Below are 12,305 nucleotides of genomic sequence, written 5' to 3'. Positions count from 1 at the left end.
TGGCGGAGCGGGACGGCGATGGAGCGGCGGGAGGGGACGGGTGACACACGTGCAGGACGGCAAGGACGGCAAGGACGGCAAGTCCGGGCGGTCGCTGGGACGGCGCTTCGGGTGGCTGTGGACCGCGAACGCCGTCAGCGCCTTGGGCACGCGGCTCGCGTTCGACGCGTTCCCCCTGATCGCGATCCTCGTGCTGCACGCCGGGCCGACCCGGGTGGCGGTGCTGGCCGCCGCGGGACCGGCGGTCGGGGCGATGGCCGCGGTGCCGCTGGGCCCGTGGGCGGAGTTCCGCCGCAAGCGGCCGGTGATGATCGCGACGGACCTGGTCCGCTGCGCCGTGCTGCTGAGCGTGCCGGCGGCGTACGCGCTCGGTGTGCTCGGCTTCGCCCAGCTGCTGGCCGTGTCGGTGGTGGTCGCGTCGGCCGACATCGCCTTCAACGCGGCCGCGGGCGCTTACCTGAAGTCGCTCGTGGGCGGACCGGACCTGCTCGTCGCCAACGCCCGCTTCGAGGCCACGACCTGGACGACCACCATGCTCGGGCCACCGCTCGGCGGGGCCGCGATCGGGCTGTTCGGCCCGGTGACGACCGTGGTCGCCGACGCCGTCAGCTACCTGCTCTCGGCGCTGGGCATCCGCGCGATCGGCGGCGGCGAACCACGCCCCGTACGGACCGGCGCGCCGACGCGACCGCGGGCCGGCGACCTGCTGGACGGGTGGCGGTACATCCTGGCCGACCCGGCGCTGCGCCCGCTGTTCCTCAACACGGTCGCCGTCAACGCGTTGATCATGGCGACGGCGCCGCTGCTCGCCGTGCTCATGCTCGGCCGCCTCGGGTTCGCGCCCTGGCAGTACGGCCTCGCGTTCGCGCTGCCGTGCGCGGGCGGGCTGATCGGGTCGCGGCTCGCCCGCCGGCTCGTCGAGCGCTTCGGCCGGCACAAGGTGCTGATCGTCTCCGGGGCACTGCGGGCGTGCTGCCTGCCCGGCTTGGTGCTGGTCCGGCCCGGGACGACGGGCCTGGTGCTCGTCATGGTCGTCGAACTCGGGATCATCACCTGCATGGGTGTGTTCAGCCCGGTCTTCGCCACCAGCCGGCTCGACCGGATCCCGGGCGACCGGGTCGTCCGCGTCCTTGCCGCCTGGTCGGTCACGGGCAAGGCCGCCATCGCGGTCACGACCGGTCTGTGGGGCGCGCTGGCCGCCGTGACGGGACCGCGCGCCGCGATCGGGGCGGCCGGAGTGCTGGTCCTGGCGACCCCGCTGCTGCTCCCCAGGCGGGAGGAGAAGCCGGAAACGGACGCGGTGCCGGCGCGCGCGGCGGGCGGCTGAGCACCCCTCCGTCCTACCGGGCCGCGTCCGCCGACAGCCGGCCAGCGCCCTCGGCGCGTCCTCGATGGAGTCGACCAGCGCGATGCGCGGCGCCATGCTGCGGCCCTCGGCGAGGGACTGCAGGAGGGGCCAGGCAGGGAGGCGGGTCGTCCAGTGCTCCTCGTCGACCAGCACCATGGGACGCGGGGCGCCGTTCGACTCGTAGTAGTTGGGCGTGGTGTTGTCGAAGATCTCCTGCACGGTGCCGGCCGCGCCCGGGAGGAAGACCACACCGGCGTTGCAGCGTGCCAGCAGGCCGTCCTCGCGGGTGGCGTTGGCGAAGTACTTGGCGATGTGCGCGGCGAAGGCGTTCGGCGGCTCGTGGCCGTAGAACCAGGTCGGCACGCCGACGGAGGCGCCGCCGCCGGGGTGGCGGTCGCGCACGGCGAAGACCGCGCGGGCCCAGTCGGTGATGGAGGGCCGGAAGGAGGGGACCTGAGCGAGGGTGTCCAGCGCGTCCTTGAGCATCGCGTCGTCGAAGGGCGCCGCGTAGGCGCCGAGGTTGGCCGCCTCCATGGCGCCGGGGCCGCCGCCGGTCGCCACCGTCAGTCCCTCACGGGCCAGCGCCCTGCCGAGGCGGGCCGCGCCCGCGTAGGCCTCGGTCCCGCGGGCCATGGCGTGGCCGCCCATCACGCCGACGACGCGGGCCCCGGCGAGGAGTTCGTCGAAGGCGTCGGAGACCGCGTCGTCGTGGATGCTGCGGAGCATCGACGCGAAGATGTCGCCCGTGTCGCGGGTGCGCAGGAACCACTGGTACGCGTGCGCGTCGGGCGTCGCGTCGTACCCGTCGGCGCCTGCCAGGCCCTCGTACAGCGCGTCCGGGGTGTAGAGCGAGCCCCGGTACGGGTCGAAGGGCAGCTCCGGCACGGGCGGGAAGACCAGGGCGCCCGTCGAGCGGACGTGGGCGGCGGCCTCCGGCTCCATCGGGCAGCCGAGGAACACGGCCTCGGCGGTGTCCGCGGAGCGCAGGGCGGAGGTACGGGTGGTCAGATCGACGGACTGCACGCGGTATCCGCGCAGGGAGCCCGACGCGACGACGCGGTCGAACTCGTCCAGGGTCTCGATCTCGGTGTCACGGGGCGGCTGTTGCACGCCCGCCACGATAGCGAGCGCCCGCGCCCGGGCCGGCCGGGGGGGCGCCCGGTTCGAGGAGGGGAATCGGGCGCCCCGGTCCACTGTGGGCCCGGACGGTGCCGGGCCCGGGGCCCTACGGCAGCGGGAGGGTGCCGAGGTGGGAGACGAGCCAGATGACCGGTGCCACGAGGACCAGCGCGGTGGCGGTGCGCAGGGTCGCGGCGGAACGCAGGAGGGAGGCGGGGGCGCCGAGGCGGGTGAGGGCCGCCGTCGAGGGGCGCCGGGCGCGCTTGGCGTCGACCGCCGCGGTGAGCGCGGTGGCTGTGGCCGCGACCGCGACGAGCGTGGCGCCGAGGACCGTCAGCGGCCCGAGGGGCTGGGCGCCCGCGTCGAGCCGGGCGGTCGTGGCGAGCCCGGCGGCGCACACGGCGCACAGGACACCGAGGGGTCGGCCGATGCGCGGGGCCTCCTCCTGGAGGGCGCGCCCGGCGAGCAGGCGCAGCGCGGTCGGCCGGCAGGAGGCCAGGAGCCGGCCGCACTCGTGGAGCAGACCCGGCATGGCGAGGACCAGGCCGATGGCGATGAGGATCCAGCCGCCCGCCACTGCCGGGGCGATCCCGCCGAGCCCGCCGGGCAGCGGGAAGAGGGTGCCGGGCGCGGCCCGGCGCGCGTCGTGGGCGGCGGTGATCTCGATGGCGAGACCGATCGTGGTGAGCGCCGCGCCCCAGGGCAGCCCGGTGGGCGGCATACGGACGGCCGCCTCGTCGGTGGCCGGCGTGCGCGGCGCCCGCAGGCAGTGCGCGGTCGCCACGGCCGAGACCACCGGCACCAGGGCGAGCAGTGTCAACGCGCCGACCACCGGCAGCGGGCGGTCCTCGCCGAGCGGTCCGGCGGCCGCGCCGCTCAGCGGCGAGCCGGGAAGGTCGCCGCGCAGGTGGAGGAAGACCAGCAGCGCGAGGACGACGCCGAGCCCGGTGCTGAGCGCGGTGGTCGCCGCGCCCAGGAGAGGCAGTCCGTGCCGCCCGAGCCCGGCCGCCGACAGACCCGCGTGCAGGCGCCCGCTGGGTTCGGTCCGTGCGACGAACACCGACAGGTGGACGGTGGCGGCGAACGGAACGGCGCACCACGCGAGCCGGATCAGGCCGCGGCTGGTGTCCCCGGTGTGGGTGAGGGCGTGGCCCAGGGTGGCGAGCAGCAGAAAGCCGGTGCCCGCGGCCGCGGCCACGACCAGCAGCCGGCGTGCGAGGACGGCCGGCCGCGAGCCGAGCGCTACACGGAGGCTGAGCACGAGTCGGCGCCCTCCCGGTCCTGCTGCGGCATGCCCGCGACGGGGCGTCCGTCGATGAGGGTGATGACGCGGTCGGCGAGCGAGACCACCTCGGGTTCGTTGGACGCCAGGACGACCGTGATGCCGTGCGAGCGCGCGGCGCTGGTCAGCATGCGCAGCACCTGGGAGCGGTCGGCGCGGTGCAGCGGGGCGGTCGGCTCGTCCGCGAACACCACGGCCGGCCGGTTGACCAGGGCCCTGGCGATCGCGACGCGCTGGCGTTCGGCCTGCAGCAACTGGCCGGGGCGCTTGCGGGCGGCGCCGCCGATGTCGAGGCGGTCCAGCCAGTCCTGGGCGGCGGCGCGCGCGGTCCGGTAGGGGATGCCGGCCAGCAGCAGCGGCAGCGCGGCGTTCTCACGGACCGTCAGTTCGGGCAGCAGTTGCGGCGTGCTCTCGACCCAGCCGAAGCGTTCGCGGCGCAGCCGTTCGCGTGCGGCACTGCCCAGGGTGTGCACGGGTGCGCTGTTGAACCACACCTCGCCCTGCTCCGGCAGCAGTTCGCCGGACAGGCAGCGCAGCAGGGTCGTCTTCCCGGCACCGTGCGGGCCGAGGATGCCGAGGATCTCGCCTTCCCGTACGCCCAGGGACACACCGAGCAGGGCGGGTGAGCGGTCGTGCGTGTGGCGCAGGCCGCGGGCCCACAGCACGTCGTTGTCGGGTGGGTTCACGTTGGCCTCTAACGAACGCGGGGAGTCCGGGTCACTGCGGCACGCTACGCGCCCGGTGCCCCCGCCCCGCGCTTCCCGCGGGGCGTTCCCGCACGCGGCCACCCGTGCGGCCTAGCCGTATTGACCTGGCGGCCTCCGCGGCGAGTGAGCCGAAGGGGCGCGGCCGGTGTCGAAAGGGAGAGCACGCGGAGGTCCCGAGAAAACGAGGGACCGAGCATGGTCGACCTCCCCCAGCCTGGCGGCTGGGGGTGCCCCCGACACCGGCTGGAGCGCCCCGGAGGCGAACCGAGCCTCCAAATCAGAGCTTGGTCCAGGCCTCCGTGAGGACGGTGCGCAGGATGCCCTCGATCTCGTCGAACGTCGACTGATCGGCGATCAGCGGCGGGGCGAGCTGCACGACCGGGTCGCCGCGGTCGTCCGCGCGGCAGTAGAGGCCGTTCTCGAAGAGCGCCTTGCTGAGGAAGCCGTACAGGACGCGCTCGGTCTCCTCGTCGGTGAACGTCTCCTTGGTGACCTTGTCCTTGACGAGCTCGATGCCGTAGAAGAAGCCGTTGCCGCGGACGTCGCCGACGATCGGCAGGTCGTGCAGCTTCTCCAGGGTGGCGCGGAAGGCACCCTCGTTGTCGAGCACGTGCTGGTTGAGCTGCTCGCGCTCGAAGATGTCGAAGTTGGCGAGGGCGACCGCGGACGAGACCGGGTGGCCGCCGAAGGTGTAGCCGTGCAGGAAGGTGTTGTTGCCCTTGTAGAAGGGCTCGGCGATGCGGTCGGAGATGACGCACGCGCCGATGGGGGAGTAGCCCGACGTCATGCCCTTTGCGCAGGTGATCATGTCCGGGACGTAGCCGAACTTGTCGCACGCGAACATGGTGCCGAGCCGGCCGAAGGCGCAGATGACCTCGTCGGAGACGAGCAGCACGTCGTACTGGTCGCAGATCTCGCGGACCCGCTGGAAGTAGCCGGGCGGCGGCGGGAAGCAGCCGCCGGCGTTCTGCACGGGCTCCAGGAAGACGGCCGCGACGGTGTCGGGGCCCTCGAAGAGGATCTGCTGCTCGATCTGGTCGGCGGCCCAGCGGCCGAAGGCCTCGGGGTCGTCGCCGAAGATCGGGGCGCGGTAGATGTTGGTGTTGGGCACCTTGAACGCGCCGGGGACCAGCGGCTCGAAGGGGGCCTTCAGACCCGGCAGGCCCGTGATGGACAGGGCGCCCTGTGGGGTGCCGTGGTAGGCGACGGCGCGGGAGATGACCTTGTACTTGGTCGGCTTGCCCTTGAGCTTGAAGTACTGCTTGGCGAGCTTCCAGGCGGTCTCGACCGCCTCACCGCCGCCGGTGGTGAAGAAGACCTTGTTCAGGTCGCCGGGGGCGTAGTTCGCCAGCCGCTCGGCGAGTTCCACGGCCTTCGGGTGGGCGTAGCTCCACACCGGGAAGAAGGCCAGCTCCTGGGCCTGCTTGTAGGCGGTTTCGGCGAGTTCGACGCGGCCGTGACCGGCGTTGACCACGAACAGGCCCGCGAGCCCGTCGAGGTAGCGCTTGCCTTTGTCGTCGTAGATGTACGTGCCCTCGCCGCGCACTATGGTCGGCACAGGGGCGTTCTCGTACGACGACATGCGGGTGAAGTGCATCCACAAGTGGTCGTATGCGGTCTTTGTATGGTCCGCGCTCATGACTATCTGGTTCCCCAGGTGTAGGTCTGCTTCCGGAGCTTGAGGTAGACGAAGCTCTCGGTGGATCGCACGCCGGGCAGGGTGCGGATCCGCTTGTTGATCGTCTCCAGGAGTTGGTCGTCGTTCTCGCAGACGATCTCGATCAGCAGATCGAAGGAGCCCGCGGTCACGACGACGTACTCGACCTCCGCCATCGCGGCGAGCGCGTCGGCGACGGGATCGATGTCGCCGTCGACGTTGATGCCGACCATCGCCTGCCGCTGGAATCCCACGGTGAGCGGGTCGGTGACGGCGACGATCTGCATGACGCCCTGGTCGAGCAGCTTCTGGACACGCTGTCGCACGGCCGCCTCGGACAGGCCCACGGCCTTGCCGATGGCGGCGTACGGACGCCTGCCGTCCTCCTGGAGCTGTTCGATGATCGCCTTGGAGACGGAGTCGATCACAAGGGAGCCGTTGGCGCCCCTGGAATCCGGAGTACGAGTGGCCACGCACCACACCATGCATGAGAGGTCAGCAGTGACGCAACCCTCGCTCAATGAAATCCGCAGTTTTGGGATCTCAAACTCGCGGAATCCATTGTCGCGGAGTTTCGGCTATGTCGAATACGGCAGTGGTGTGGGTACTCTGGGGGCGTCTCACACATCGGACAGGACAGGGAGAGGTGCAGTGAGCGAGCTCCGTATCTTGCGCAACTACATCGACGGAGAATTCCGCGACGCCGCCGACGGGCGCACCACGGAGGTGGTCAACCCGGTCACCGGCGAGACCTACGCGACCGCCCCGCTGTCCGCCGCCGCCGACGTCGACGCCGCCATGGCGGCGGCCGCCGCCGCCTTCCCGGTGTGGCGCGACAAGACGCCCTCCGAACGCCAGAAGGCCCTGCTGAAGATCGCCGACGCCATCGAGGCGCGCGCGGACGAGCTGGTGGCCGTCGAGAGCGAGAACACCGGCAAGCCGATCGGGCTGACCGCGAGCGAGGAAATCCCGCCGATGGTCGACCAGATCCGCTTCTTCGCGGGTGCCGCCCGCATGCTGGAGGGCCGCTCGGCCGGCGAGTACATGGAGGGCATGACCTCCATCGTCCGCCGTGAGCCGGTCGGCGTCTGCGCCCAGGTGGCGCCCTGGAACTACCCGATGATGATGGCCGTCTGGAAGTTCGCGCCGGCGATCGCCGCGGGCAACACCGTCGTGCTGAAGCCCTCGGACACCACTCCCGCCTCCACCGTGCTGATCGCCGAGATCATCGGCGGCGTCCTCGCCGAACTGGACCTGCCCAAGGGCATCTTCAACGTCGTCTGCGGCGACCGCGACACCGGCCGGCTGATGGTCGAGCACGCCACCCCCGCAATGGCCTCGATCACCGGTTCCGTGCGGGCGGGCATGCAGGTCGCGGCCAGCGCCGCCAAGGACGTCAAGCGGGTCCACCTGGAGCTGGGCGGCAAGGCCCCGGTCGTGGTCTTCCAGGACACCGACATCGCCAAGGCCGTCGAGGACATCGCCGTCGCCGGCTACTTCAACGCCGGCCAGGACTGCACCGCCGCCACCCGCGTCCTGGTGCACGAGTCCATCCACGACGAGTTCGTCGCCCAGCTCGCCAAGGCCGCCGCCGACACCAAGACCGGCGCCCCGGACGACGAGGACGTGCTGTACGGCCCGCTCAACAACGCCAACCAGCTCGCCCAGGTCACCGGCTTCATCGAGCGCCTGCCCGCGCACGCCAAGGTCGAGACCGGCGGCCACCGGGTCGGCGAGAAGGGCTACTTCTACGCCCCGACCGTCGTGTCCGGCCTCAAGCAGGACGACGAGATCATCCAGAACGAGGTCTTCGGCCCCGTCATCACCGTCCAGTCCTTCGCCGACGAGGACCAGGCCGTCTCGTGGGCCAACGGCGTCGAGTACGCCCTGGCCTCCTCGGTGTGGACCAAGGACCACGCGCGCGCGATGCGCATGTCCAAGCGCCTCGACTTCGGCTGCGTGTGGATCAACACCCACATCCCGCTGGTCGCCGAGATGCCGCACGGCGGCTTCAAGAAGTCCGGCTACGGCAAGGACCTCTCCGGCTACGGCTTCGAGGACTACACCCGCGTCAAGCACGTCATGACCTCGCTGGACGGCTGACACCCCCGGCTCCCGGCTCCCGCGCGCACCGCGTCGGCCCCGGACACCCCTCGTGTCCGGGGCCGTGGCATGTCCGCGTACGCTCCGGATCATGGAGGAACGAAGAGCGCTCGAACAGCGCATTCGCGTGTGGCTGATCGTCTTTGTGGTGTGCCTGGTGCTGAGCGGGGTGACCGCGTTCCCGCTCGTCCACGAGGTGCGGTGGGTGGACGGATGGGGTCTGCCCGGTTTCGTCGGCGACTGGATCTCCCGCGTGCGGGAGGGGGCGGACGCCACCGACGCCAAGTACCCGTTCCTGTTCTACGGGACGGACTGGCTGGCCTTCGCCCACCTGGTGATCGCCGTCGCCTTCTACGGTGTCTGGCGCGACGCGGTGCGCAACATCTGGATCGTGGAGTGGGCCATGATCGCGTGCGTCGGGATCATCCCGCTCGCGGCGATCTGCATCCCGATCCGGGGCCTGCCGCTGTGGTGGATGCCGGTCGACATGGCGTTCGGCGTCTTCGGCATCGTCCCGCTGCTGATCCTGCGCCGCATGATCAAGCGGCTGGAGGCGATGTCCCCGGCCGCCGCCGCATCGCCTGAGCCGGTGTCAGGCGCGGGCGCCCCGGCCTGAGGCCGCGCCTCACACCGGCCCGGTCCCCCTCCCGTCCGCCGTCACCGCCGGACGGGAGGGACCGGCCGGGCGCCCAGCTCGCCGAGCAGCACCTCGATGCGGTTGGAGGTGATGGCGTCCACGCCGAGCCGCTCCAGCCGGCGCATCGTACGGCGCAGATCCGCCGTCCACGCGCCCACCAGCAGGCCCTCGCCGTGCGCCCACGCCACCAGGGGGACGCGCACCAGCCCGAAGCGCAGATTGATCCAGCGCGGCCGCAACTCCGTGAGCAGCAGCGGGGGCACCGGCGCGGAGGTCTTCCAGGTCAGCGCGATCTCCGCGGCCGGGTCGTGGTCCCGGACCGCGAGCATCACCGCGGCCTCGCCGCAGTAGTACGTCCGGTCCTCCGCGCCCGCGTCCCGCACCGCGGCCAGGACCGCGGGCGCCGACTCGGGCACCGTCATGTCGACCAGCGCCCGGCAGCCCTCGACGGCGCCCAGCGCCTCGTACAGCGTGGGGACCCCCGGCGGCAGGGCGGCCGCCGGCAGTTCGGCGAGGGCGGCGTCCACCCCCCACAGGCGCGAGAGGGTGGGATCGTGCAGAAGCACCGGCACGCCGTCGCGGGTCACCCGTACGTCCATCTCCACCGCGTCCGCCCCGCTGCGCACCGCGCTGCGCAGCGAGGGCAGGGTGTTCTCGCGGTGGCGGTAGGGGTCGCCGCGATGGGCGACGGCTACCGCTGCCATCCGGCCAGGTGCGTGTCGATCTCGGCGGACAGCCGCGCCTTGCCGTCGGCGTCGAGGAAGGAGGCCTCGACGGCGTTCCTGGCGAGCGCGGCCACGCCCGCCTCGTCCAGCTCCAGCAGACGGGCGGCGACCGCGTACTCGGAGTTGAGGTCGGTGCCGAACATCGGCGGGTCGTCGCTGTTGATCGTGACCAGCACGCCCGCGGCGGCCATCTGCTTGATGGGGTGCTCGTCCAGGGTGGCCACCGCGCGGGTGGCGATGTTGGAGGTCGGGCAGACCTCCAGCGGGATGCGGTGCTCGGCCAAGTGGTCCAGCAGCCGCGGGTCCTGGGTGGCGCTGGTGCCGTGGCCGATGCGCTCGGCGCCCAGCTCGTTCAGCGCGTCCCAGATCGTCTGCGGGCCGGTCGTCTCACCGGCGTGCGGCACGCTGTGCAGGCCCGCCGCGCGGGCACGGTCGAAGTACGGCTTGAACTGCGGGCGCGGCACGCCGATCTCCGGGCCGCCCAGGCCGAAGCTCACCAGGCCCTCCGGCCGCAGTTCGGTGGCGATCCGCGCGGTCTCCTCCGCCGAGGCCAGGCCGGCCTCGCCGGGGATGTCGAAGCACCAGCGCAGCACGATGCCGAGCTCCTTCTCGGCCGCCGTGCGCGCGTCCTCGATCGCCTCCACGAACGCCCGGTCGGGGATGCCGCGCCGCACCGAGCTGTACGGGGTCACGGTCAGCTCGGCGTAGCGGATGTTCTGCCGCACCATGTCCCGGGCGACCTCGTAGGTCAGCAGGCGTACGTCCTCCGCGTCGCGGATCAGGTCGACGACGGACAGATAGACCTCGATGAAGTGGGCGAAGTCCCGGAAGCTGAAGTATTCGGCGAGTGCGGCGGGGTCGGAGGGCACCTTGGAATCCGGGTGCCGCGCGGCCAGCTCGGCGACGATGCGGGGCGAGGCGGAACCCACGTGGTGGACGTGGAGTTCGGCCTTCGGCAGCCCCGCGATGAAGGCGTCGAGGGCGGGCACGGTGTCGGACATGCGGTGATCCTCCTGAGGGCTCGGCGGCAACCGCCATCGTAGACGCGAAAATGTTGCGGTCCGCAGTCTTCCCAGGCCATAGCATTGCCCGACGTAGCCAGGAGGAAGACCAGCGATGTCCGACGACCGCGAGACCCCGGCGTCCCACGACGCCTCCCCCGCACAGCCCCCCGCCCCGCCGCCGGACGACACCCCCGACGACCGCACCCGCGCCTTCCGCCGTCTCCCGGCCGATGCGGATGCCGCGCCGGGCGCGGACGACGCGGCGGAGGCCGGCCCCGCGGTCGCCGAATCGGTCGAGGACTCGGCGCCGGAAGACGCCGTGCCGGAACAGGACGTCCGTACGCGGGAGTTCGGCGCGGTGAAGCCCGACGCGCCGGTGGCGCCCGTGCCGCCGCAGGCACCGGAGCCGGTGGCACCGGCCGGGCCGGTCGAGGATGCCGCCGCGCCCATGGAGGCGCAGACGCTTCCGGCGGCGGAGGACGTCCGTACGCGGGAGTCCGGCGCGGTGGAGCCCGAGGCCGCGCCGGTGGACGGTGGCGCGGCCGGCGCGGCCGTGGCACGGGATCCGTGGGCGCCGCCGGTGGCCGCGGGCGGCTACGGGGCCGCGCCGCAGCAGGGGAATCCGTGGGCACCGCCGCAGCCGAGTCAGTGGGGATATCCCGCGGCCGCCGTGCCGGCGCAGGCGCAGGCCCCGGCGGCGGGTGACCCGTGGGCGCCGCCGCCGATACCGCAGGCGCCCGGCGTGGAGATGACCAAGCGGCCGGTGCCCTCCGACGCACCGGCGCCGCAGGCACCGGCAACGGCACAGACGCAGATGCCGGCACAGCCGTACCCGTACGGCCAGTGGGGCACCGTGCCGCCGCAGGTGCAGCAGTATCCGGGGTATCCCGGACACCCGGGCCCCGCAGGTCACCCCGGCTACCCCGGCTACCCCGACTACTCCGGCTACCCGGGATATCCGGGGTACCCCGGTTACCCGGGTTACCCCGGGGGCCCGTACGGGGCCTGGGGGCAGCCCTCGCCGCGCAACGGGTTCGGCGTCACCGCGATGGTGCTCGGCATCCTCGGCGTGATTCTCGGCATCGCGTGCTTCGGGGCGTTCCTCGGCCTCCCGCTGGGACTGGCCGGCATCGCCTTCGGCATCGTCGGCCTGCGCATCGTCAAGCGCGGCGAGGCGACCAACCGCGGCCAGGCGCTCACCGGTCTGATCCTCGGCATCGTGGCCGCGCTCGTCTCCGGCGCGATGATCGCGCTGGTGGTCGGCGGGATCAACGGCGGCTGGTTCGACCCGGCGGGTGGCGACGACGTCATCGGCGCGGACGACGGCGATTACGGGACGCCGATGGCCGCCGGCAGTCCCGTGACGTACGACGACGGAGTGGTGGTGACGGTCTCCGCCGCGCGGGAGGCCCACGACGTGCCGCCCGGACTGTTCCCCGACGGCACCCCGGTGACGTTCACCGTGACCGTGGAGAACACCGGCGACGAGACCGCCGACATGTCCGACTCCGAGGCCAACGCCTATGCCGACGAGGAGGACGAGGACACCCTCCGGGACATCTCGCGGGGCGGCGGGCTGCCCGGCGAGCTGCACTCCGGTGTGACGGTGAAGTCCGACGTCACCGTGATCGTGCCGGACAGCGACCGGGACGGCAGGTTCCAGGTCGAGATCGCCCCGGGCTTCGACTACGACTACACCTACTGGGAGCTGCCGGTCCCGTGA

The 12,305-nt window shown here is 72.6% G+C and carries 10 protein-coding genes and 1 pseudogene; 4 read left to right on the top strand and 7 right to left on the bottom strand.

Going from position 1 to position 12,305, the window contains the following annotated elements; genetic code table 11:
* Positions 1-40 precede the first annotated feature (40 nt).
* Complete coding sequence (locus tag ACFWVC_RS18645) at positions 41-1,327, top strand: MFS transporter (protein WP_384286595.1); 1,287 nt, start codon at positions 41-43, stop codon at positions 1,325-1,327.
* Positions 1,328-1,369: 42 nt separating this feature from the next.
* Here the strand turns inward: ACFWVC_RS18645 and ACFWVC_RS18640 are convergent.
* The 5 genes and pseudogenes from ACFWVC_RS18640 to ACFWVC_RS18620 all read right to left on the bottom strand — a co-directional run.
* Positions 1,370-2,467: pseudogene (locus ACFWVC_RS18640) on the bottom strand (LOG family protein); the annotation flags it as partial.
* A gap of 106 nt (positions 2,468-2,573) precedes the next feature.
* A complete protein-coding gene (locus tag ACFWVC_RS18635) occupies positions 2,574-3,728 on the bottom strand; it encodes a hypothetical protein (protein WP_384286593.1) in 1,155 nt (384 codons plus the stop codon).
* Positions 3,710-4,435, bottom strand: a complete 726-nt coding sequence (locus ACFWVC_RS18630) for an ABC transporter ATP-binding protein (RefSeq protein WP_384286591.1) — start codon at positions 4,433-4,435, stop codon at positions 3,710-3,712. Before ACFWVC_RS18630 ends, ACFWVC_RS18635 begins: the two co-directional genes overlap by 19 nt.
* Before the next feature lie 298 nt (positions 4,436-4,733).
* Entirely contained in the window at positions 4,734-6,095 is a 1,362-nt protein-coding gene (locus ACFWVC_RS18625) for an aspartate aminotransferase family protein (RefSeq protein WP_384286589.1), read from the bottom strand.
* 2 nt (positions 6,096-6,097) lie between these two features.
* On the bottom strand, positions 6,098-6,586 hold the full coding sequence (locus tag ACFWVC_RS18620; protein ID WP_384286587.1) for an Lrp/AsnC family transcriptional regulator: 489 nt from the start codon (positions 6,584-6,586) through the stop codon (positions 6,098-6,100).
* Between the two features lie 178 nt (positions 6,587-6,764).
* Here ACFWVC_RS18620 and ACFWVC_RS18615 point away from each other — a divergent pair, with 178 nt between their 5' ends.
* Positions 6,765-8,216, top strand: coding sequence for a gamma-aminobutyraldehyde dehydrogenase (locus tag ACFWVC_RS18615; protein ID WP_384286586.1), 1,452 nt, complete (start codon positions 6,765-6,767; stop codon positions 8,214-8,216).
* 91 nt (positions 8,217-8,307) lie between these two features.
* The gene (locus ACFWVC_RS18610; RefSeq protein ID WP_384286584.1) at positions 8,308-8,832 is read left to right on the top strand and encodes a hypothetical protein; all 525 of its coding nucleotides are present in this window, start codon (positions 8,308-8,310) and stop codon (positions 8,830-8,832) included.
* Positions 8,833-8,873: 41 nt separating this feature from the next.
* Here the strand turns inward: ACFWVC_RS18610 and ACFWVC_RS18605 are convergent, their stop codons facing one another.
* A complete protein-coding gene (locus ACFWVC_RS18605) occupies positions 8,874-9,557 on the bottom strand; it encodes a glycerophosphodiester phosphodiesterase (protein ID WP_384286582.1) in 684 nt (227 codons plus the stop codon).
* Positions 9,545-10,579: an adenosine deaminase gene (locus tag ACFWVC_RS18600; protein WP_384286579.1), complete on the bottom strand. Its 1,035-nt coding sequence runs from the start codon at positions 10,577-10,579 to the stop codon at positions 9,545-9,547. Before ACFWVC_RS18600 ends, ACFWVC_RS18605 begins: the two co-directional genes overlap by 13 nt.
* Before the next feature lie 115 nt (positions 10,580-10,694).
* Between ACFWVC_RS18600 and ACFWVC_RS18595 the strand changes: the two genes are divergently transcribed.
* The gene (locus ACFWVC_RS18595) at positions 10,695-12,305 is read left to right on the top strand and encodes a DUF4190 domain-containing protein (RefSeq protein ID WP_384286577.1); all 1,611 of its coding nucleotides are present in this window, start codon (positions 10,695-10,697) and stop codon (positions 12,303-12,305) included.

Origin of the sequence: Streptomyces sp. NPDC058691 (assembly GCF_042714775.1) — a bacterium.
GTDB lineage: Bacteria > Actinomycetota > Actinomycetes > Streptomycetales > Streptomycetaceae > Actinacidiphila.
Note: the sequence above shows the minus strand (reverse complement) of the source record. Positions and strands in the feature narration are given on the sequence as shown.